The sequence below is a fragment of the Trabulsiella odontotermitis genome (genome assembly GCF_001297775.1).
In the GTDB taxonomy this organism is placed as follows: Bacteria; Pseudomonadota; Gammaproteobacteria; order Enterobacterales; family Enterobacteriaceae; genus Trabulsiella; species Trabulsiella odontotermitis.
Map to the genome: position 1 here is coordinate 139,236 of NZ_LIFX01000008.1, position 20,284 is coordinate 159,519.

Annotated in this window: 20 protein-coding genes; 17 read left to right on the top strand and 3 right to left on the bottom strand. The window is 54.7% G+C overall.

Annotated features, from left to right (window positions below):
- The first annotated feature begins 5 nt into the window (after positions 1–5).
- The 3 genes from pxpB to pxpA are packed head-to-tail and all read left to right on the top strand — an operon-like array spanning position 6 to position 2,315.
- Complete coding sequence (gene pxpB / locus AOY23_RS12400; RefSeq protein ID WP_054179922.1) at positions 6–662, top strand: 5-oxoprolinase subunit PxpB; 657 nt, start codon at positions 6–8, stop codon at positions 660–662.
- Entirely contained in the window at positions 656–1,588 is a 933-nt protein-coding gene (pxpC, locus tag AOY23_RS12405) for a 5-oxoprolinase subunit PxpC (RefSeq protein ID WP_054179923.1), read from the top strand. The genes pxpB and pxpC overlap by 7 nt, the downstream gene beginning before the upstream one ends.
- A complete protein-coding gene (gene pxpA, locus AOY23_RS12410; protein WP_054179924.1) occupies positions 1,578–2,315 on the top strand; it encodes a 5-oxoprolinase subunit PxpA in 738 nt (245 codons plus the stop codon). Before pxpC ends, pxpA begins: the two co-directional genes overlap by 11 nt.
- Before the next feature lie 57 nt (positions 2,316–2,372).
- Here pxpA and AOY23_RS12415 read toward each other — a convergent pair whose 3' ends face one another.
- Both AOY23_RS12415 and AOY23_RS23295 read right to left on the bottom strand, forming a co-directional pair.
- Entirely contained in the window at positions 2,373–3,659 is a 1,287-nt protein-coding gene (locus tag AOY23_RS12415) for a citrate synthase (RefSeq protein ID WP_054179925.1), read from the bottom strand.
- Between the two features lie 204 nt (positions 3,660–3,863).
- A complete protein-coding gene (locus AOY23_RS23295; RefSeq protein WP_456154867.1) occupies positions 3,864–3,971 on the bottom strand; it encodes a hypothetical protein in 108 nt (35 codons plus the stop codon).
- 323 nt (positions 3,972–4,294) lie between these two features.
- Here AOY23_RS23295 and sdhC point away from each other — a divergent pair, with 323 nt between their 5' ends.
- From sdhC to sucD, 8 genes are all read left to right on the top strand, one after another.
- Complete coding sequence (sdhC, locus tag AOY23_RS12420; protein ID WP_054179926.1) at positions 4,295–4,699, top strand: succinate dehydrogenase cytochrome b556 subunit; 405 nt, start codon at positions 4,295–4,297, stop codon at positions 4,697–4,699.
- Positions 4,693–5,040 carry a succinate dehydrogenase membrane anchor subunit gene (gene sdhD, locus AOY23_RS12425; protein WP_054179927.1) on the top strand — a complete coding sequence of 116 codons (348 nt, stop codon included), beginning with the start codon at positions 4,693–4,695 and terminating at the stop codon, positions 5,038–5,040. Before sdhC ends, sdhD begins: the two co-directional genes overlap by 7 nt.
- On the top strand, positions 5,040–6,806 hold the full coding sequence (gene sdhA / locus AOY23_RS12430) for a succinate dehydrogenase flavoprotein subunit (RefSeq protein ID WP_054179928.1): 1,767 nt from the start codon (positions 5,040–5,042) through the stop codon (positions 6,804–6,806). The genes sdhD and sdhA overlap by 1 nt, the downstream gene beginning before the upstream one ends.
- A 15-nt stretch (positions 6,807–6,821) precedes the next feature.
- Positions 6,822–7,538 carry a succinate dehydrogenase iron-sulfur subunit SdhB gene (sdhB, locus tag AOY23_RS12435; protein ID WP_054179929.1) on the top strand — a complete coding sequence of 239 codons (717 nt, stop codon included), beginning with the start codon at positions 6,822–6,824 and terminating at the stop codon, positions 7,536–7,538.
- Positions 7,539–7,739: 201 nt separating this feature from the next.
- Positions 7,740–10,547, top strand: coding sequence for a 2-oxoglutarate dehydrogenase E1 component (sucA, locus tag AOY23_RS12440; protein ID WP_054179930.1), 2,808 nt, complete (start codon positions 7,740–7,742; stop codon positions 10,545–10,547).
- Positions 10,548–10,561: 14 nt separating this feature from the next.
- Positions 10,562–11,788 (top strand): 2-oxoglutarate dehydrogenase complex dihydrolipoyllysine-residue succinyltransferase, encoded by a 1,227-nt coding sequence (gene odhB / locus AOY23_RS12445; protein WP_054179931.1) that lies wholly within the window; start codon positions 10,562–10,564, stop codon positions 11,786–11,788.
- A 118-nt stretch (positions 11,789–11,906) separates the two neighbouring features.
- Positions 11,907–13,073: an ADP-forming succinate--CoA ligase subunit beta gene (sucC, locus tag AOY23_RS12450; RefSeq protein WP_054179932.1), complete on the top strand. Its 1,167-nt coding sequence runs from the start codon at positions 11,907–11,909 to the stop codon at positions 13,071–13,073.
- Entirely contained in the window at positions 13,073–13,942 is an 870-nt protein-coding gene (sucD, locus tag AOY23_RS12455) for a succinate--CoA ligase subunit alpha (protein ID WP_054179933.1), read from the top strand. The genes sucC and sucD overlap by 1 nt, the downstream gene beginning before the upstream one ends.
- A 79-nt stretch (positions 13,943–14,021) precedes the next feature.
- Here the strand turns inward: sucD and AOY23_RS12460 are convergent, their stop codons facing one another.
- The gene (locus AOY23_RS12460; RefSeq protein ID WP_054179934.1) at positions 14,022–14,792 is read right to left on the bottom strand and encodes a hypothetical protein; all 771 of its coding nucleotides are present in this window, start codon (positions 14,790–14,792) and stop codon (positions 14,022–14,024) included.
- Positions 14,793–15,904: 1,112 nt separating this feature from the next.
- On the opposite strand from AOY23_RS12460, the gene cydA reads away from it, so the two are divergent.
- The 6 genes from cydA to tolQ all read left to right on the top strand — a co-directional run bounded on the left by cydA (position 15,905) and on the right by tolQ (position 20,283).
- Positions 15,905–17,473, top strand: coding sequence for a cytochrome ubiquinol oxidase subunit I (gene cydA / locus AOY23_RS12465; protein ID WP_054179935.1), 1,569 nt, complete (start codon positions 15,905–15,907; stop codon positions 17,471–17,473).
- A 15-nt stretch (positions 17,474–17,488) separates the two neighbouring features.
- Complete coding sequence (gene cydB, locus AOY23_RS12470) at positions 17,489–18,628, top strand: cytochrome d ubiquinol oxidase subunit II (RefSeq protein WP_054179936.1); 1,140 nt, start codon at positions 17,489–17,491, stop codon at positions 18,626–18,628.
- A 14-nt stretch (positions 18,629–18,642) separates the two neighbouring features.
- Positions 18,643–18,747: a cytochrome bd-I oxidase subunit CydX gene (cydX, locus tag AOY23_RS21805; protein WP_072012006.1), complete on the top strand. Its 105-nt coding sequence runs from the start codon at positions 18,643–18,645 to the stop codon at positions 18,745–18,747.
- A complete protein-coding gene (gene ybgE, locus AOY23_RS12475; protein WP_054179937.1) occupies positions 18,747–19,040 on the top strand; it encodes a cyd operon protein YbgE in 294 nt (97 codons plus the stop codon). The genes cydX and ybgE overlap by 1 nt, the downstream gene beginning before the upstream one ends.
- A gap of 149 nt (positions 19,041–19,189) precedes the next feature.
- A complete protein-coding gene (ybgC, locus tag AOY23_RS12480; RefSeq protein ID WP_038159696.1) occupies positions 19,190–19,594 on the top strand; it encodes a tol-pal system-associated acyl-CoA thioesterase in 405 nt (134 codons plus the stop codon).
- Positions 19,591–20,283, top strand: coding sequence for a Tol-Pal system protein TolQ (tolQ, locus tag AOY23_RS12485; RefSeq protein ID WP_124965809.1), 693 nt, complete (start codon positions 19,591–19,593; stop codon positions 20,281–20,283). The genes ybgC and tolQ overlap by 4 nt, the downstream gene beginning before the upstream one ends.
- The last annotated feature ends 1 nt before the right edge of the window (position 20,284 follow it).

Consider the following 20,284-nt stretch of genomic DNA (forward strand, 5'->3'; position numbering starts at 1 on the left):
GAAAAGTGCAGCGAGCGCGTTGTTATCTGTTGGGTGAAACCGCCGTCGTGCTGGAGCTGGAGCCGCCGGTGACGCTGGAGAGCCAGAAGCGGATCTGGCGGTTGACCCAGCGGCTGGCGGATCTTCCCGAGGTGGTGGAAGCCATTCCGGGAATGAATAACATTACCGTGGTGTTGCAGGATCCGCAGTCACTGGCGCTGGACGCCATCGAACGCCTTCAGCGCTGGTGGGAAGAGAGTGAGGCGCTACAACCGGACTCCCGCTACGTTGAAATTCCGGTGGTGTATGGCAAACATGCCGGGCCGGATCTCGGCGTGGTGGCGCAGCATTGCGGGCTTACTGAAAAGCAGGTCGTGGAGCTGCACGCCTCGGTGGAGTACGTGGTGTGGTTTCTCGGTTTTCAGCCCGGGTTCCCGTATCTTGGCGGGCTACCGGAGTCACTCATCACCCCGCGCCGTGGCGAGCCGCGCCTGAGCGTACCCGCCGGAACCGTGGGGATCGGCGGTGCGCAGACGGGTATTTATCCGCTGGAGACGCCGGGTGGCTGGCAACTCATTGGCCACACCGCGCTGCGGTTGTTTGACCCGACGCGGGCCGAACCTGCACTTCTGCGCCCCGGCGATGTCGTGCGCTTTATCCCGCAGCGGGAGGGCGTATGCTGAATATTATTCGTGCCGGGCTGTATGCCTCCATTCAGGATACGGGCCGTTATGGTCTGCGTCAGTCCGGCGTCAGCCATTGCGGTGCGCTCGATATGCCCGCGCTGATCACCGCCAATTTGCTGGTGGGAAATCCGGCGAATGCGGCGGCCATCGAAATTACCCTCGGGCAGATGACCGTGGAGTTTGAACGCGACGTCTGGTTTGCGTTAACCGGCGCAGGGTGTGAAGCGCAGCTCGACGGAAAACCGGTGTGGAGCGGCTGGCGACAGCAGGCGTACGCCGGGCAGCGTCTGGTGCTGAAACGCCCGCTGCACGGCATTCGCAGCTACCTGGCGGTGGCGGGCGGGATTGATGTGCCGGAAGTAATGGGCTCCCGTAGCACTGATCTGAAAGTAGGGATCGGCGGTCTGGAAGGGCGCAGGCTGGAGGATGGTGACCGGCTGGCAATTGGCCCGTCAACGCATACATTTAGCCACCCGACGGGCGTGAAGCAACTGCTGACCAGCAACCGCATTCGCGCGCTGCCCGGCCCGGAATATCATGAGTTTGATTCCGCCTCGCAGGAGGCGTTCTGGCGCTCGCCGTGGCAACTGAGCCCGCAGAGCAACCGCATGGGCTATCGCCTGAAGGGGCAGCCGCTGGTGCGCACAACACACCGGGAACTGCTGTCGCATGGTCTGTTGCCGGGCGTGGTGCAGGTGCCGCACAACGGCCAGCCCATTGTGCTGATGAGCGACGCGCAGACCACCGGTGGTTATCCGCGCATTGCCTGTATTATCGACGCGGATATGTACCAGCTGGCGCAGATCCCGCTCGGGCAGCCGGTGCATTTTGTGCCCTGTTCGCTGGAAGAGGCGCTGAAAGCGCGCAGCGATCAGCAACGTTACTTTGAACAACTGGCGTGGCGGCTTAACGATGAACATTGATTTGAATGCCGATCTCGGGGAAGGGGGCGCCAGTGACGCGCAACTGCTGCAACTGGTCTCCTCGGCCAATATCGCCTGCGGCTTTCATGCCGGTGACGCGGTGATGATGCGTACCGCCGTGCGGGAAGCCATTCGCAACGGCGTGGCCATCGGCGCGCACCCCAGCTTTCCTGACCGGGAAAATTTTGGCCGTACGGCGATGTCGCTCCCGGCCGAAACGGTGTACGCGCAAACGCTGTATCAGACGGGCGCGCTGGCGGCGATTGTTCGCGCGGAAGGCGGTGTCTTACGGCATGTTAAACCGCACGGCATGCTCTACAACCAGGCAGCGAAATCGGCGGAACTGGCAGACGCGATTGCCCGCGCGGTGCGTGATGCCGACCCGCAGCTGATTCTGGTCGGGCTCGCGGGCAGCGAACTGATCCGCGCCGGGCAGCGTTATCACCTGACCACGCGGGAAGAGGTGTTTGCCGATCGTGGTTATCTGGCGGACGGCAGCCTGGTGCCGCGCACGCAGCCGGGCGCGCTTATTGTTGATGAAGAGAAGGCGCTGGCGCAGACGCTGGAGATGGTGCAGCGCGGCCGTGTGCAGAGTATTACCGGTGAATGGGCGCTGGTGCGCGCGCAAACCGTTTGTCTGCATGGTGATGGCGAACAGGCACTGGCGTTTGCCCGCCGTCTGCGTGCGGCGTTTGCGGAACATCACATTACCGTCAGCGCCGCGTGATAAAAAAAAAACCGGGGAGCGTTGCCGCATCCCCGGTGTATTCAGACCGCTAATGGCTTAGCGTTTTTTCACTTCGGATTCAAATTCACGCTGCTCGTAGCCGGTGTACAGCTGACGCGGACGTGCAATTTTCATCCCTTCTGTATGCATTTCATTCCAGTGCGCAATCCAGCCAACGGTACGTGCCATGGCGAAGATCACGGTGAACATGGAAGACGGAATGCCCATCGCTTTCAGAATAATGCCAGAGTAGAAATCGACGTTCGGGTAGAGTTTCTTCTCGATGAAGTACGGGTCGTTCAGCGCGATGTTTTCCAGCTCCATCGCCACTTCCAGCAGATCATCTTTGGTGCCCAGTTCTTTCAGCACTTCGTGGCAGGTTTCACGCATCACTGTTGCGCGCGGATCGTAGTTTTTGTACACGCGGTGGCCGAAGCCCATCAGGCGGAAAGAGTCGTTTTTGTCTTTCGCGCGACGGACGAATTCCGGAATATGCTCAACCGAGCTAATTTCTTCCAGCATTTTCAGCGCTGCTTCGTTGGCGCCGCCGTGTGCCGGTCCCCACAGGGAGGCAATACCTGCCGCGATACAGGCAAACGGGTTCGCGCCCGACGAGCCTGCGGTACGTACCGTAGAGGTTGACGCGTTCTGTTCGTGGTCAGCGTGCAGGATGAGGATCCTGTCCATCGCACGTTCCAGTACCGGGTTAACTTCATAGGTTTCACACGGTGTGGAGAACATCATATTCAGGAAATTACCCGCATAGGAGAGATCGTTGCGCGGATAAACAAACGGCTGACCGATAGAATATTTGTAACACATCGCGGCCATCGTCGGCATTTTGGAGAGCAGACGGAATGCGGCGATTTCACGATGGCGCGGATTATTCACATCCAGCGAGTCGTGATAGAACGCTGCCAGCGCACCGGTGATCCCGCACATGACTGCCATCGGATGTGAATCGCGACGGAAAGCATGGAACAGACGGGTGATCTGCTCATGGATCATGGTATGGCGGGTGACGGTGGTTTTGAATTCGTTATATTGCGCCTGCGTCGGTTTTTCGCCGTTCAGCAGGATGTAACACACTTCCAGATAGTTAGACTCAGTCGCTAACTGATCGATGGGAAAACCGCGATGCAGCAGGATACCTTCATCACCATCAATAAACGTGATTTTGGATTCGCAGGATGCGGTAGAGGTGAAGCCAGGGTCAAAAGTAAACATCCCTTGTGAACCTAACTTACGGATATCAATAACATCTTCACCGAGCGTGCCCTTTAGCACATCCAGTTCGATAGCAGTATCACCGTTTAAAGTGAGCTTTGCCTTAGTATCAGCCATTACGGTCTCCTTAGCGCCTTGTGCGTGAGACTGCCGGATGCCGGATTCGCATTCAGACTGTGCATAACCGTTACCAAAATTGTTATTTGGCTCGCCGCTCTGTTTCAGAGGAGAAACCAGGGTACAGAGCAAGGGGCGCTGGGTGGCAGACGGTTAATTTACAGCGAAACAACAGCAAATCAGGGTCTTAGCAGTCCGTATCATTCAAACCTGTATAACACTAATAACTGTCCTGATCACTTCGGTCAATACCGACACACTGTTACATAACTTATATTCAGGTGAAAGCATGACCTCATAACTTTTACGCATTATATGACTTTTCTGGTGATGGTTGTAACAGTAATGTTTAATATTTGTCAAATCAGCTGATTAAAATTTAAAAAAATGTTGTTATCGTGATATTGATCACTGTTCCGTATAAAACCCGACAAACTATATGTAGGTTAATTGTAATGATTTTGTGAACGGCCTATACTGCCGCCAGGTCTCCGGAACACCCTGCTAATCCCGAGCCACCCAGCGTTGTTTTGTGTCGTTTTTGCTTCTGCAAGGGAGTTTTATATGACGCTTAGTTATAGTAAGGACGCTGCTTGACCCGCACGCAGACCGGAGGATGGAATAATAAGAACAGCATGTGGGCGTTATTCATGGTAAGAAATGTGAAAAAACAAAGACCTGTCAATCTGGATCTTGCAACGATCCGGTTTCCTGTAACGGCGATAGCGTCCATTCTCCATCGCGTCTCCGGTGTGATCACGTTCGTGGCCGTCGGTATTCTGCTGTGGTTGCTGGGCACCAGCCTCTCTTCTCCTGAAGGTTTCCTCGTCGCCAGCTCAATCATGAGCAGCTTCTTCGTTAAGTTCATTATGTGGGGCATCCTCACCGCGCTGGCATACCACACTGTGGTCGGTATTCGCCATCTGCTGATGGACTTTGGCTACCTGGACGAAACCCTCGAAGCAGGGAAACGCTCCGCCGTTATCTCTTTTGTTATTACTGTCGTGCTTTCACTTCTCGCAGGAGTCCTCGTATGGTAAGCAACGCCTCAGCATTAGGACGCAACGGCGTACATGACTTCATCCTGGTCCGTGCTACCGCTATCGTTCTGACCCTCTATATCATCTACATGGTTGGCTTTTTCGCGACAAGCGGCACGCTGACCTGGGAAGTCTGGTCGGGTTTCTTCTCATCCTCGTTCACGAAAGTCTTTACCCTGCTGGCGCTGTTTTCCATCTTGATTCATGCCTGGATCGGCATATGGCAGGTACTGACCGACTACGTTAAACCGCTGGCTGTACGCCTGATTCTGCAACTGCTCATCGTGGTGGCGCTGGTGGTTTACGTGATTTATGGATTCGTTGTGGTGTGGGGTGTGTAATGAAACTGCCAGTCAGAGAATTTGATGCTGTTGTCATCGGTGCAGGTGGCGCAGGTATGCGCGCTGCGCTGCAAATTTCCCAGAGCGGCCAGACCTGTGCGCTGCTCTCTAAAGTGTTCCCGACCCGTTCCCATACCGTATCCGCGCAGGGTGGCATCACCGTGGCGCTCGGTAATACCCATGAAGATAACTGGGAATGGCACATGTATGACACCGTGAAGGGGTCAGACTACATCGGTGATCAGGACGCGATTGAATATATGTGTAAGACCGGCCCGGAAGCGATTCTGGAGCTGGAACACATGGGGCTGCCGTTCTCCCGTCTTGACGATGGCAAAATTTACCAACGTCCGTTTGGCGGCCAGTCGAAAAACTTCGGCGGCGAGCAGGCGGCACGTACCGCGGCGGCGGCTGACCGTACTGGTCACGCGCTGCTGCACACGCTGTATCAGCAAAACCTGAAAAACCACACCACCATTTTCTCCGAGTGGTATGCGCTGGATCTGGTGAAAAACCAGGATGGCGCGGTGGTGGGTTGTACTGCGCTGTGTATCGAAACCGGTGAAGTGGTGTACTTCAAAGCCCGCGCAACCGTGCTGGCGACCGGCGGTGCAGGCCGTATCTATCAGTCCACGACCAACGCCCACATCAACACCGGTGACGGCGTGGGAATGGCGATCCGCGCTGGCGTGCCGGTGCAGGATATGGAAATGTGGCAGTTCCACCCGACCGGTATCGCCGGTGCCGGTGTTCTCGTAACCGAGGGTTGCCGCGGTGAGGGTGGTTACCTGCTGAACAAACACGGCGAGCGCTTTATGGAGCGTTATGCCCCGAACGCGAAAGACCTGGCGGGTCGTGATGTGGTGGCGCGTTCCATCATGATCGAAATCCGTGAAGGTCGCGGCTGCGACGGCCCGTGGGGTCCGCATGCCAAACTGAAACTCGACCACCTGGGTAAAGAGGTTCTGGAATCCCGTCTGCCGGGCATTCTGGAACTGTCCCGTACCTTCGCTCACGTCGATCCGGTGAAAGAGCCAATCCCGGTCATTCCGACCTGCCACTACATGATGGGTGGTATTCCGACCAAAGTGACCGGCCAGGCGCTGACCGTGAACGAGAAGGGCGAAGACGTGGTGATCCCGGGCCTGTTCGCCGTGGGCGAAATCGCCTGCGTATCGGTTCACGGCGCCAACCGCCTCGGCGGCAACTCGCTGCTGGATCTGGTGGTATTCGGTCGCGCGGCGGGTCTGCATCTGCAGGAATCCATCGCTGAGCAGGGCGCATTGCGCGATGCCAGCGAATCCGATGTTGAAGGCTCTCTGGATCGTCTCAACCGCTGGAACAACACCCGCAGCGGTGAAGATCCGGTGGAAATCCGCAAAGCGCTGCAGGAATGCATGCAGCATAACTTCTCGGTCTTCCGCGAAGGCGATGCGATGCACAAAGGGCTTGAGCAGCTGAAAGTGATCCGCGAACGGCTGAAAAATGCCCGTCTGGACGACACCTCCAGCGAGTTCAACACCCAGCGTGTTGAGTGTCTGGAGCTGGATAACCTGATGGAAACCGCGTACGCCACTGCCCAGTCTGCAAATTACCGTACCGAAAGCCGTGGCGCGCATAGCCGCTTCGACTTCCCGGATCGTGATGACGAAAACTGGCTGTGCCATTCCCTGTATCTGCCAGAGTCGGAAACCATGACGCGTCGTAGCGTCAACATGGAACCGAAACTGCGTCCGGCGTTCCCGCCGAAGATTCGTACTTATTAATGCGGAGACAGGACAATGAAACTCGAATTCTCAGTTTATCGTTATAACCCGGATATCGACGATGCTCCGCACATGCAGGATTACACCCTGGAAGCGGAAGAAGGTCGTGACATGATGCTGCTGGATGCGTTAATCCAGCTGAAAGAAAAAGATCCGACACTGTCGTTTCGTCGTTCCTGCCGTGAAGGGGTCTGTGGCTCCGACGGCCTGAACATGAACGGCAAAAATGGCCTGGCGTGCATCACGCCGATCTCGGCGCTCAATCGCCCGGGCCAGAAAATTGTCATCCGTCCTCTGCCAGGGCTGCCGGTGGTACGCGATTTGGTGGTAGACATGGGGCAATTCTATGCACAATATGAGAAGATTAAGCCTTACTTGTTGAATAATGAGAAGAATCCACCGGCTCGCGAGCATTTACAGTCGCCAGAGCAGCGTGAAAAACTCGATGGCCTGTACGAGTGCATTCTTTGTGCATGTTGTTCAACGTCTTGTCCGTCGTTCTGGTGGAACCCGGACAAGTTCATCGGCCCGGCCGGTCTGCTGGCAGCGTATCGTTTCCTGATCGACAGCCGCGATACCGAAACCGACAGCCGTCTGGAAGGGTTAAGCGATGCTTTCAGCGTATTCCGCTGCCATAGCATCATGAACTGCGTCAGTGTATGTCCTAAAGGGCTGAACCCGACGCGCGCCATCGGTCATATTAAGTCGATGCTGCTGCAACGTAGTGCGTAAGTAGTGATTGTTGCCCGGTAAGCGTAACGCCACCGGGCAACAAACAGGAAACCTCTAAAAACTGCCCCCGACATTGTTTTGACAGTTTTTAAAGGTTCCTTCGCGAGCCAATAAGAGCTCGTAAGTGAACCCCGGCACATGCACCTGGTGTATGTGGTAGTTTCTACGGCGAAATAAGCATTAAATGCTTAAGGGATCACGATGCAGAACGGCGCAATGAAAGCCTGGCTGGACTCTTCTTACCTCTCTGGTTCCAACCAGAGCTGGATAGAACAGCTCTATGAAGACTTCTTAACCGATCCTGACTCAGTTGACGCTAACTGGCGTTCTATGTTCCAGCAACTGCCTGGTACCGGAGTCAAACCCGATCAATTTCATTCCAAAACACGTGATTATTTCCGTCGTCTGGCGAAGGATGCCTCACGTTATACTTCCTCGATTTCCGACCCTGACACCAATGTGAAGCAGGTAAAAGTCCTGCAGCTCATCAACGCTTATCGCTTCCGTGGTCACCAGCATGCGAATCTCGATCCGCTGGGGCTGTGGAAACAGGATCGTGTTGCGGATTTGGATCCGGCGTATCACGATCTGACCGAGGCCGATTTCCAGGAAAGCTTTAACGTAGGCTCTTTTGCCATCGGTAAAGATACGATGCAGCTCGGCGACCTGATTGAGGCGCTGAAGCAAACCTACTGCGGCTCCATCGGCGCGGAATATATGCACATTACCTCCACGGAAGAAAAACGCTGGATCCAGCAGCGTATCGAATCCGTGGTCGGTCACGCCACCTTCTCGGCGGATGAGAAAAAACGTTTTCTGAGCGAACTGACCGCCGCCGAAGGGCTGGAGCGCTATCTGGGCGCGAAGTTCCCGGGCGCCAAACGTTTCTCCCTTGAAGGGGGCGATGCGCTTATCCCGATGCTCAAAGAGCTTATCCGCCATGCGGGTAACAACGGTACCCGCGAAGTGGTACTGGGCATGGCGCACCGTGGTCGTCTGAACGTCCTGATTAACGTGCTGGGTAAAAAGCCGCAGGATCTGTTCGACGAATTCTCCGGTAAGCATAAAGAACACCTCGGCACCGGCGACGTGAAGTACCACATGGGCTTCTCTTCTGATTTCGAAACCAAAGGCGGCCTGGTCCACCTGGCGCTGGCGTTTAACCCGTCGCACCTTGAAATCGTCAGCCCGGTGGTTATCGGTTCCGTTCGTGCGCGTCTTGACCGCCTCGACAACCCGAGCAGCAACATGGTGCTGCCTATCACCATCCACGGTGACGCGGCGGTGACCGGCCAGGGCGTGGTTCAGGAAACCCTGAACATGTCGAAAGCTCGCGGCTACGAAGTGGGCGGTACCGTTCGTATCGTCATCAACAACCAGGTGGGCTTCACGACCTCGAACCCGCTGGATGCGCGCTCCACGCCGTACTGCACCGATATCGGTAAAATGGTTCAGGCGCCGATATTCCACGTTAACGCGGACGACCCGGAAGCAGTGGCTTTCGTCACCCGCGTCGCGCTGGACTTCCGTAACACCTTCAAACGCGATGTGTTCATCGACCTGGTGTGCTACCGCCGTCACGGCCATAACGAAGCCGACGAGCCGAGCGCAACCCAGCCGCTGATGTACCAGAAAATCAAAAAACACCCGACGCCGCGTAAGCTCTACGCTGACAAGCTGGAGCAGGACAAAGTGGCGACGCTGGAAGATGCGACCGAACTGGTCAATCTGTACCGCGACGCGCTGGATGCCGGTGAATGTGTGGTTGAAGAGTGGCGTCCGATGAACATGCACTCTTTCACCTGGTCGCCGTACCTCAACCACGAGTGGGATGAGAGCTACCCGAACAAGGTGGAAATGAAGCGTGTGCAGGAACTGGCTAAACGCATCAGCACCGTACCGGATGCGATCGAAATGCAGTCCCGTGTGGCGAAAATCTACAGTGACCGTCAGGCGATGGCTGCCGGTGAGAAACTGTTCGACTGGGGCGGCGCGGAAAACCTGGCGTACGCTACACTGGTTGACGAAGGTGTTTCCGTGCGTTTGTCCGGAGAAGACTCCGGTCGCGGCACCTTCTTCCACCGTCATGCGGTGATCCACAACCAGGCCAACGGCTCAACCTATACTCCTCTGCAGCATGTGCATAACGGGCAGGGCGAGTTCAAAGTCTGGGATTCCGTGCTCTCTGAAGAGGCAGTGCTGGCGTTTGAATACGGTTATGCCACCGCAGAACCGCGTACCCTGACTATCTGGGAAGCGCAATTCGGTGACTTCGCCAACGGCGCGCAGGTGGTTATCGACCAGTTCATCAGCTCCGGCGAACAGAAGTGGGGCCGTATGTGTGGTCTGGTGATGCTGCTGCCGCACGGCTATGAAGGGCAGGGACCGGAACACTCATCGGCACGTCTGGAACGATATTTGCAACTCTGTGCCGAGCAGAACATGCAGGTGTGCGTTCCGTCGACCCCGGCGCAGGTTTACCACATGCTGCGTCGCCAGGCGCTGCGCGGTATGCGTCGTCCGCTGGTGGTGATGTCGCCGAAATCGCTGCTGCGTCATCCGCTGGCCGTATCGTCACTGGATGAACTGGCAAACGGCACCTTCCAGCCCGCGATTGGTGAAATCGACGAGCTGGATCCGAAAGCCGTTAAGCGTGTGGTGATGTGCTCTGGTAAGGTTTATTACGACCTGCTGGAACAGCGCCGCAAAAATGATCAGAAAGATGTCGCCATTGTGCGTATCGAACAGCTCTATCCGTTCCCGCATCAGGCGATGCAGGAAGCGCTGAAACCATATGCTCACGTACATGATTTTGTCTGGTGCCAGGAAGAGCCGCTCAACCAGGGCGCCTGGTACTGCAGCCAGCATCATTTCCGTGAAGTGATTCCGTTTGGGTCCGCTCTGCGTTATGCAGGTCGCCCGGCCTCCGCCTCTCCGGCGGTAGGGTATATGTCCGTTCACCAGAAACAACAGCAAGATCTGGTTAATGACGCGCTGAACGTCGATTAATTAAAGGATAAATAATGAGTAGCGTAGATATTCTTGTTCCCGACCTGCCTGAATCCGTTGCAGACGCGACCGTTGCGACCTGGCATAAAAAACCAGGCGATGCGGTAACCCGTGATGAAGTGCTGGTAGAAATCGAAACTGACAAAGTGGTACTGGAAGTACCTGCGTCGACGGACGGCATTCTGGACGCAGTGCTGGAAGACGAAGGCACCACCGTGACCTCTCGCCAGATCCTCGGCCGCCTGCGTGAAGGCAACAGCTCTGGTAAAGAGTCTGGCGCTAAATCCGAAGCGAAAGAATCTACTCCGGCACAGCGCCAGCAGGCGTCTCTGGAAGAGCAAAACAACGATGCGCTGAGCCCGGCGATCCGTCGCCTGCTGGCTGAGCACAGCCTCGACGCCAGCGCCATCAAAGGCACCGGTGTGGGTGGTCGCATCACCCGTGAAGATGTGGAAAAGCATCTGGCGAAAACCCCGGCGAAAGCAGAAAGCAAAGCGCCTGCGGCAGCGGCACCTGCAGCCGCTCAGCCTGCGCTGGGTTCCCGCAGCGAAAAACGCGTTCCGATGACCCGCCTGCGTAAGCGCGTGGCCGAGCGTCTGCTGGAAGCGAAAAACTCCACCGCCATGCTGACGACCTTCAACGAAGTCAACATGAAGCCGATTATGGATCTGCGTAAGCAGTACGGCGAAGCGTTCGAAAAACGTCACGGCATCCGTCTGGGCTTTATGTCCTTCTACGTGAAAGCGGTGGTTGAAGCCCTGAAACGCTTCCCGGAAGTGAACGCGTCTATCGATGGCGATGATGTGGTTTATCACAACTATTTCGACGTCAGCATGGCGGTTTCCACGCCGCGCGGCCTGGTGACCCCGGTTCTGCGTGACGTTGATCTGCTGGGTATGGCTGACATCGAGAAAAACATCAAAGAGCTGGCAGTGAAAGGCCGTGACGGCAAACTGACTGTTGAGGATCTGACTGGCGGTAACTTCACCATTACCAACGGCGGTGTCTTCGGCTCCCTGATGTCCACGCCGATCATCAACCCGCCGCAGAGCGCGATTCTGGGTATGCACGCCATTAAAGACAGGCCGATGGCGGTGAATGGTCAGGTCGTGATTCAGCCAATGATGTACCTGGCGCTGTCCTACGATCACCGTCTGATCGACGGTCGCGAGTCTGTAGGCTTCCTGGTGGCGATTAAAGAGCTGCTGGAAGATCCGACTCGTCTGCTGCTGGACGTGTAGTCGTCATAGTTAAAAGCATCACCTGCCCTGTAGGCCGGGTAAGCGTAGCGTCACCCGGCGCAAACAGCGACCGGACTACAGGCTTAATGATAACCATTACTAAGAATGGATAGAACGCATGAACTTACATGAATATCAGGCAAAACAACTGTTTGCCCGCTATGGTTTACCTGCGCCAGTGGGCTACGCCTGTACCACGCCGCGTGAAGCTGAAGAAGCCGCCTCTAAAATTGGTGCGGGTCCGTGGGTTGTGAAATGTCAGGTTCACGCTGGTGGCCGCGGTAAAGCGGGCGGTGTGAAAGTTGTTAAGAGCAAAGAAGAAATTCGCGCTTTTGCTGAGCACTGGCTGGGCAAACGCCTCGTGACTTATCAAACAGACGCTAACGGCCAGCCAGTCAACCAGATCCTGGTGGAAGCGGCGACCGATATCGATAAAGAACTGTATCTGGGCGCGGTAGTTGACCGTAGCTCCCGCCGTGTGGTCTTCATGGCTTCCACCGAAGGCGGCGTGGAAATCGAAAAAGTGGCGGAAGAAACCCCGCACCTGATCCACAAAGTCGCGCTCGATCCGCTGGCTGGCCCGATGCCATATCAGGGACGCGAGCTGGCGTTCAAACTGGGTCTGGAAGGCAAACAGGTTCAGCAGTTCACCAAAATCTTCATGGGCCTGGCGACCATTTTCCTTGAGCGCGACCTGGCGCTGATCGAAATCAACCCGCTGGTGATCACCAAACAGGGCGACCTGATCTGCCTCGACGGCAAACTGGGCGCTGACGGTAACGCGTTGTTCCGCCAGTCTGAACTGCGCGAAATGCGCGACCAGTCTCAGGAAGATCCGCGTGAAGCGCAGGCGGCACAGTGGGAACTGAACTACGTGGCGCTGGATGGCAACATCGGCTGCATGGTTAACGGTGCGGGCCTGGCAATGGGCACCATGGACATCGTTAAACTGCACGGCGGCGAACCGGCAAACTTCCTTGACGTGGGCGGCGGCGCGACCAAAGAGCGCGTGACCGAAGCGTTCAAAATCATCCTCTCCGATGACAATGTAAAAGCGGTACTGGTTAACATCTTCGGCGGCATCGTGCGTTGCGACCTGATCGCCGACGGCATCATGGGTGCGGTAGAAGAAGTGGGCGTTAACGTTCCGGTGGTCGTGCGTCTGGAAGGTAACAACGCCGAACTGGGCGCGAAGAAACTGGCTGACAGCGGCCTGAATATTATTGCAGCGAAAAGTCTGACGGATGCCGCTCAGCAGGTAGTTGCCGCAGTGGAGGGGAAATAATGTCCATTTTAATCGATAAGAATACCAAGGTTATCTGCCAGGGTTTCACCGGTAGCCAGGGGACGTTCCACTCTGAACAGGCGATTGCCTACGGCACGCAGATGGTTGGCGGCGTAACGCCAGGCAAAGGCGGCACCACACATCTGGGCCTGCCGGTGTTCAACACCGTGCGTGAAGCGGTAGAAGCGACCGGTGCGACCGCGACGGTTATCTACGTTCCGGCACCGTTCTGCAAAGACTCCATCCTGGAAGCTATCGACGCGGGCATCAAACTGATCATCACCATCACTGAAGGCATCCCGACGCTGGATATGCTGACCGTGAAAGTGAAACTGGATGAAGCTGGCGTGCGCATGATCGGCCCGAACTGCCCGGGCGTTATCACGCCGGGTCAGTGCAAAATCGGCATCATGCCGGGTCACATTCACCAGCCGGGTAAAGTGGGCATCGTTTCCCGCTCCGGTACGCTGACGTATGAAGCGGTTAAGCAGACCACCGATTACGGCTTCGGCCAGTCCACTTGTGTGGGCATCGGCGGTGACCCGATCCCAGGCTCTAACTTCATCGATATCCTGAAGATGTTCCAGGAAGACCCGCAGACGGAAGCGATCGTAATGATCGGTGAAATCGGCGGCAGCGCGGAAGAAGAAGCGGCAGCGTACATTAAAGATCATGTGACCAAACCGGTAGTGGGTTACATCGCGGGTGTGACCGCGCCGAAAGGCAAGCGTATGGGTCACGCAGGCGCCATCATCGCCGGTGGTAAAGGTACTGCAGATGAGAAATTCGCGGCCCTTGAGGCGGCAGGCGTGAAAACCGTTCGCAGCCTGGCCGACATCGGCGAAGCCCTGCAGACCATCATTAAGTAATTAATCCTCTCTGCTCCCCTGCGCAGGGGAGCTTTAATGTCCGATTTCGACATGGTTGGCCGCTGAAAAGCGGCCTTTTTTACATCACAATACTGACACCCGCGAACAGCGTAAACTCAGGCGCACCATCGCCTTTATGCGCGACTGTCCACTGCGGTTCAATAAACGCGCTTACCACTTTATCTCCCGCTTTCCAGGCGCGACCACCGCCCAACCCGACAGGAATGTAGTAATCGTCACTTTCCCGGTCCCATGTCCAGATCCCTGAAGTGCGCACATACCATCCTTTCGGCAATTTGTAGATAACGATGGGTTGAAAAGTAGCGGTCTCGACATCGCGGCGTGCTTCATCTCCCGCGAAACTTTTTTGCCACTGCACCAGCGTACCCGCCATCCACTGCGGTGTGGATTTAATCGCGATGGCCGATAACCCGGCCTGCCATTTTCCGCTACCGAGTTCATCCTCTGACGCAGAGCTGGCAGTGATCAGCGGGCCGACGCCGATTTTGACGCCATCCTGTTTGAGCAGGAAAATATCAAACAGATTGATATCGCCAAGCCCGGTGCTGTAGCCGCCAGGTTGCGGGCGGGTCGCCAGCGGGACGGTCATGCGCAAGATTTGCGGAACCGGCACCCAGTCTCCGGCGGCAACCGGTACGGTGGCGCGAAACAGGGCGTCGTTGAGATGGCGGTCGCAGCCATACAGTTCAGGCGTGTAGTAATCCTGAAGGGCAACTGAGGTGGATAAATGTAGCGGGTTGGTGGCTTTCTCTATGGCATCGGGCTCGTCTGCCAGGCCGATGGCGGGCAGCAGGGCAAGTGAGCCGAACAGCAATAGCGGTTTAAACATTTTCGCCTCCTGATTGAACACCTGTGGTCCATAACCAAAAAACAGGCGTATTATTAAGGCGTAATAAAAATAAAATACACATGCGCGAAGTATATGTGGCGCAGATAATATAATTAATTGGAGTCATGAATAAGACCTGAACGTCAGCGTTACGCAGGCCAGATTGTTATTAGCGTTAAAGGTAATAATGTCATTTTGTGAGATTACTCACCTGAATGTATTGAGCTGAGAAATAGATGGAAGAAGTCGTCTTACAAAAAAGAACATGTGGAAATACAATTTGTTATGTGTTGTTAGTCTTTCTGTTAATCATATCGCGTGAAACAGAGAACAGTAAGCTATCTGCTCTGCGGGAAGCATGGCAGCATTTCTTAATAATCCCCCTGTCATTTATTTTTATACTGCTGTGAGCACTTACTGTGGCGTTGTTAGTGTGGATAAACATCGGCCACCTCAAACCTTCAACCTGGCGTTTGTAAGCCTGCACATACTGCTTACCTGCCGTGTTTATTAGGGCGCTAATAAAAATCAAAATAATGTCATGTGTTCTACGACAAAGGCACGATAGAAAAATAATGTGAAGCAGTTAACATTAACAATTTCGCCAACCGAGTCAGGCAGGGGAGAATCCATGTTAAATAATAAATTTTTTACTAATATTATTTTTGCTACACGGTAACGATGCAGCCTTTGATTGCTACATATGTTTAACAAAAACAGCACAACGTTTACCGCATTTAAACACCATTAACAGGATTTGATGAAATTGATATAAATAAATGTTTAATGATTGGAAAATTCCTGGTAAAGGGTTAAATTGTCGCAGATCAAGTTGGCTGTCCCGACGCGTTTTAGCTATAAATTGATCAATGTCCAAAAACGTAAATTTTGTACTGCAAAAACCTGTTTATTGTAAGGGTTTTGCGGCGTAATATAATTGCGGATCAAATTGGTTTTTTTATTAACGTGTTTGTAACCTTTAATGATTGTCGTTTCCTCTTGTAGGAAGTCAGCAACGACGTTGGATGCAAATTAATTGTATTGGGGCATGTGTGTGAACCGCTCAGACGGGTTCATTCTCGGAGTCTTCATGCGATGAGCAAGGAGTCAAGATGTTAGATATAGTCGAACTGTCGCGCTTACAGTTTGCCTTGACCGCGATGTACCACTTCCTGTTTGTGCCGCTGACGCTCGGTATGGCGTTCCTGCTGGCCATCATGGAAACCGTGTATGTCCTTTCCGGCAAACAGATTTATAAAGATATGACTAAGTTCTGGGGCAAGTTGTTTGGGATCAACTTCGCTCTGGGTGTTGCCACCGGTTTGACCATGGAGTTCCAGTTCGGGACGAACTGGTCTTATTATTCTCACTACGTGGGAGACATCTTCGGTGCGCCGCTGGCCATTGAAGGTCTGATGGCGTTCTTCCTCGAATCCACCTTTGTAGGTCTGTTCTTCTTTGGTTGGGACCGTCTGGGCAAAGTCCAGCATATGGCGGTAACCTGGCTGGTTGCGCTGGGTTCTAACCTCTCCGCGTTGTGGATCCTTGTCGCGAACGGTTGGATGCAAAACCCGATCGCCTCGGATTTCAACTTTGAAACCATGCGTATGGAAATGGTGAGCTTCTCTGAGCTGGTACTGAACCCGGTTGCTCAGGTGAAGTTTGTTCACACCGTAGCATCAGGTTATGTCACCGGGGCGATGTTCATCCTCGGTATCAGCGCCTGGTATATGCTGAAAGGTCGTGATTTCGCGTTTGCGAAACGTTCCTTTGCCATTGCGGCAAGCTTCGGTATGGCGGCAGTGCTGTCCGTTATCGTTCTGGGTGATGAATCCGGTTACGAAATGGGCGACGTACAAAAAACTAAACTCGCCGCTATTGAAGCTGAATGGGAAACGCAGCCTGCGCCAGCCGCCTTTACGCTGTTCGGTATTCCTGATCAGGATGCGCAGCAAAACCATTTCGCGATTCAAATCCCTTATGCACTGGGGATCATCGCTACCCGTTCCGTCGATACGCCGGTTGTCGGTCTGAAAGACCTGATGGTGCAGCATGAAAACCGTATCCGTAACGGGATGACCGCGTACAAACTGCTGGAAGAGTTGCGCGCGGGTTCTACTGATCAGGCGGTCCGCGATCAGTTCAACAGCGTGAAGAAAGACCTGGGCTACGGCCTGTTGCTGAAGCGCTATACGCCGGACGTGGTGAATGCGACCGATGCACAAATCCAGCAGGCGACGAAAGATTCCATTCCTCGCGTTGCGCCGCTGTACTTCGCCTTCCGTATCATGGTGGCGTGCGGCATCCTGTTGCTGTTCATCATTGCGGCGTCTTTCTGGGCCGTTATACGTAACCGCATCGGTGACAAGAAATGGGTCCTGCGCGCGGCATTCTATGGTATTCCGCTGCCGTGGATTGCTGTAGAAGCGGGCTGGTTCGTCGCCGAGTATGGCCGTCAACCGTGGGCTATCGGTGAAGTGCTGCCGACGGCAGTGGCGAACTCGTCGCTGACCGCAGGCGATATTCTCTTCTCGATGATACTGATCTGCGGCTTGTATACCCTGTTCCTGGTGGCTGAACTTTATCTGATGTTTAAGTTCGCGCGCCTTGGCCCAAGCAGCCTGAAAACCGGTCGCTATCACTATGAGCAGTCGCTTTCGACGACTCAGCCGGCACGCTAAGACAGGAGTCATCAAATGATCGATTATGAAGTATTACGTTTTATCTGGTGGCTGCTGGTCGGTGTACTGCTGATTGGCTTTGCCGTCACAGACGGTTTCGACATGGGGGTGGGCATGCTCACCCGTTTCCTCGGTCGTAATGACACCGAGCGTCGAATCATGATCAACTCAATCGCTCCGCACTGGGACGGTAACCAGGTGTGGCTGATCACCGCCGGTGGCGCGCTGTTTGCGGCCTGGCCGATGGTCTATGCCGCAGCGTTCTCCGGCTTCTATGTGGCGATGATCCTTGTTCTGGCGTCGTTGTTCTTCCGTCCGGTCGGTTTCGATTACCGTTCGAAGATTGAAGAAAACCGCTGGCGTAACATGTGGGACTGGGGCATTTTCCTCGGTAGCTTCGTCCCGCCGCTGGTCATTGGCGTGGCGTTCGGCAACCTGCTGCAGGGCGTACCGTTTAATGTGGACGAGTATCTGCGTCTCTATTACACCGGTAACTTCTTCCAGTTGCTGAACCCGTTTGGTCTGTTGGCAGGGATTGTCAGCGTCGCCATGATCCTGACGCAGGGTGCGACCTATCTGCAAATGCGTACCGTTGGCGAACTGCATCTGCGTTCGAAAGCGACCGCACAGGTCACTGCGCTGGTTACTCTGGTTTGCTTCGCGCTGGCAGGTGTCTGGGTGGTTTACGGAATTGACGGCTATGTCGTTAAATCCGTCATCGACCACTCCGCGGCCTCTAACCCGCTGACGAAAGAAGTGGCGCGTGAAGCGGGTGCGTGGATGGCGAACTTTAACAGCGCGCCGATCCTGTGGCTGATTCCGGCTCTGGGTGTGGTCCTGCCGCTGCTGACCATCCTGACCGCGCGTATGGACAGAAGCGCCTGGGCGTTCCTGTTCTCTTCGCTGACGCTGGCCTGCATTATTCTGACTGCCGGTGTGGCGATGTTCCCGTTCGTGATGCCGTCCAGCACGATGATGAACGCCAGTCTGACCATGTGGGATGCGACGTCCAGCCATATCACGCTGAACCTGATGACCTACGTTGCAATCATCTTCGTTCCGATTGTTCTGGCTTACACCATCTGGTGTTACTGGAAGATGTTTGGTCGCATCACCAAAGAACATATCGAAAGCAACACCCACTCTCTGTACTAAGTAAGGAGCAAATTATGTGGTACTTTGCATGGATTCTGGGGACGCTTCTGGCTTGTGCCTTTGGGGTGGTCACCGCGCTGGCTCTGGAGCATGTTGAATCCGGACAAGAAGATCATTAATGAAAAATATTATCGCAATGTTATATGCGGTAATGGACAAGGGCCCGTTAAGGGCCCTTTCCTTACTGATGGCACTGGTGCTGGCAGGCTGCATGTTCTGGGATCCATCACGTTTTGCGGCGAAAACCAGTGTACTTTCCATCTGGCAGGGTTTGCTGCTGATATGGGCTGTATGCGCAGGGGTTATCCATGGCGTTGGTTTTCGACCGAAAGCCCTTCACTGGCAGGGCATTTTCTGCCCGCTGATCGCTGATCTGGTCTTGCTCGCCGGGCTGATTTTCTTCTTTGCCTGATTAAGAATCCTCCGCAATCTTTTATGGGCTGACGCAGGCCCATAAAAATTTACTCTCCGTTTACTTACACCCATTCCAAACCCTCTTGACCGCGCGTATAGTAGCGAAGTTTGAATGCTCTAAACTTTTTTGTATTACCGGGATGTAAAGTGAATACAACGCTATTTCAGTGGCCGGTTCGTGTCTATTACGAAGACACAGACGCCGGTGGTATGGTTTACCATGCCAGTTATGTCGCTTTTTATGAGCGAGCACGCACCGAGATGCTGCGCCACCATCACTTTAGCCAGCAGGTGCTGTTGGCAGAGCGCGTAGCTTTCGTGGTACGCAAAATGACGCTGGAGTATTTTGCGCCCGCCCGACTCGACGACATGCTCGAAGTCCAAACGGAAATAACATCGATGCGCGGAACCTCACTGGTTTTCACGCAGCGGATCGTCAACGCGGAGAATCAACTGCTTAACCAGGCAGAAGTTTTGATTGTCTGTGTTGATCCTCTCTTAATGAAGCCTCGTGCGCTTCCCAAGTCTATTGTCGCGGAGTTTAAGCAGTGACTGACATGAACATCCTTGATTTGTTCCTGAAGGCTAGCCTTCTGGTTAAACTTATCATGTTGATTTTGATTGGTTTTTCAATCGCCTCCTGGGCCATCATTATTCAGCGTACCCGCATTCTCAATGCGGCAGGGCGTGAGGCCGAAGCGTTTGAAGACAAATTCTGGTCTGGTATTGAGCTTTCTCGCCTGTATCAGGAAAGTCAGGGGCGTCGCGATAACCTGACCGGCTCCGAGCAAATTTTCTACAGCGGTTTCAAAGAGTTCGCCCGACTGCATCGCGCTAACAGCCATGCGCCAGAGGCTATCGTGGAAGGAGCGTCGCGTGCGATGCGTATCTCCATGAATCGTGAACTGGAAACGCTGGAATCCCATATTCCGTTCCTCGGCACGGTCGGCTCCATTAGCCCGTACATCGGTCTGTTTGGTACCGTCTGGGGGATCATGCACGCCTTTATCGCGCTCGGCGCGGTGAAACAGGCCACGCTGCAAATGGTAGCACCGGGTATCGCGGAAGCGCTGATCGCCACCGCCATCGGCCTGTTTGCGGCAATCCCTGCGGTCATGGCGTATAACCGCCTGAATCAGCGGGTCAATAAACTGGAACTGAACTACGACAACTTTATGGAAGAGTTCACCGCGATTCTGCATCGTCAGGCGTTTACCAGCAGCGAGAGCAACAAGGGGTAAG

Coding starts and splice junctions, on each gene's coding strand:
- sdhA (WP_054179928.1), top strand. CDS start 5,040: ATGAAACTGCCAGTCAGAGAATTTGATGCTGTTGTCATCGGTGCAGGT.
- sucC (WP_054179932.1), top strand. CDS start 11,907: ATGAACTTACATGAATATCAGGCAAAACAACTGTTTGCCCGCTATGGT.
- pxpC (WP_054179923.1), top strand. CDS start 656: ATGCTGAATATTATTCGTGCCGGGCTGTATGCCTCCATTCAGGATACG.
- cydA (WP_054179935.1), top strand. CDS start 15,905: ATGTTAGATATAGTCGAACTGTCGCGCTTACAGTTTGCCTTGACCGCG.
- cydB (WP_054179936.1), top strand. CDS start 17,489: ATGATCGATTATGAAGTATTACGTTTTATCTGGTGGCTGCTGGTCGGT.
- sucA (WP_054179930.1), top strand. CDS start 7,740: ATGCAGAACGGCGCAATGAAAGCCTGGCTGGACTCTTCTTACCTCTCT.
- AOY23_RS23295 (WP_456154867.1), bottom strand. CDS start 3,971: ATGCGTAAAAGTTATGAGGTCATGCTTTCACCTGAATATAAGTTATGT.
- pxpA (WP_054179924.1), top strand. CDS start 1,578: ATGAACATTGATTTGAATGCCGATCTCGGGGAAGGGGGCGCCAGTGAC.
- sdhC (WP_054179926.1), top strand. CDS start 4,295: ATGTGGGCGTTATTCATGGTAAGAAATGTGAAAAAACAAAGACCTGTC.
- AOY23_RS12415 (WP_054179925.1), bottom strand. CDS start 3,659: ATGGCTGATACTAAGGCAAAGCTCACTTTAAACGGTGATACTGCTATC.
- cydX (WP_072012006.1), top strand. CDS start 18,643: ATGTGGTACTTTGCATGGATTCTGGGGACGCTTCTGGCTTGTGCCTTT.
- sdhD (WP_054179927.1), top strand. CDS start 4,693: ATGGTAAGCAACGCCTCAGCATTAGGACGCAACGGCGTACATGACTTC.
- sucD (WP_054179933.1), top strand. CDS start 13,073: ATGTCCATTTTAATCGATAAGAATACCAAGGTTATCTGCCAGGGTTTC.
- odhB (WP_054179931.1), top strand. CDS start 10,562: ATGAGTAGCGTAGATATTCTTGTTCCCGACCTGCCTGAATCCGTTGCA.
- AOY23_RS12460 (WP_054179934.1), bottom strand. CDS start 14,792: ATGTTTAAACCGCTATTGCTGTTCGGCTCACTTGCCCTGCTGCCCGCC.
- sdhB (WP_054179929.1), top strand. CDS start 6,822: ATGAAACTCGAATTCTCAGTTTATCGTTATAACCCGGATATCGACGAT.
- ybgE (WP_054179937.1), top strand. CDS start 18,747: ATGAAAAATATTATCGCAATGTTATATGCGGTAATGGACAAGGGCCCG.